This is a genomic window from Parazoarcus communis SWub3 = DSM 12120 (genome assembly GCF_003226565.1).
GTDB classification, from domain to species: Bacteria; Pseudomonadota; Gammaproteobacteria; order Burkholderiales; family Rhodocyclaceae; genus Parazoarcus; species Parazoarcus communis.
The window spans coordinates 1-257 of record NZ_QKOE01000176.1 but is presented as its reverse complement, the minus strand read 5'-3'; the positions used below and the strand labels follow the sequence as shown (position 1 = coordinate 257).

The 257-nt window shown below is 67.3% G+C and carries 1 protein-coding gene; it reads left to right on the top strand.

Features of this window, described 5'->3' with window-relative positions; all coding sequences use genetic code 11:
* On the top strand, positions 1-257 hold a 257-nt coding region (locus DNK49_RS23620), incomplete at both ends, for an ATP-binding cassette domain-containing protein (protein ID WP_120719301.1).

Sequence of the window (257 nt, the reverse complement as noted above, 5' to 3'; positions counted from 1 at the left end):
GAAGCGCGAGCTGTGTGGCGAGATAACGGTGGAAGACAACCTGACGCTGGGGGCGTTCCAGCGCTACCGGATGGGCAAGCGCGATCAGGCGCAGACGATGGAAGAGGTCTACACGCTGTTTCCGCGGCTCAAGGAGCGTCGCAGCCAGCTGGCGGGGACGCTGTCGGGTGGTGAGCGTCAGATGCTGGCGGTGGGGCGTGCGCTGATGGCCAAGCCCAAGCTGCTGATGCTGGACGAGCCGAGCCGGGGGCTGGCGC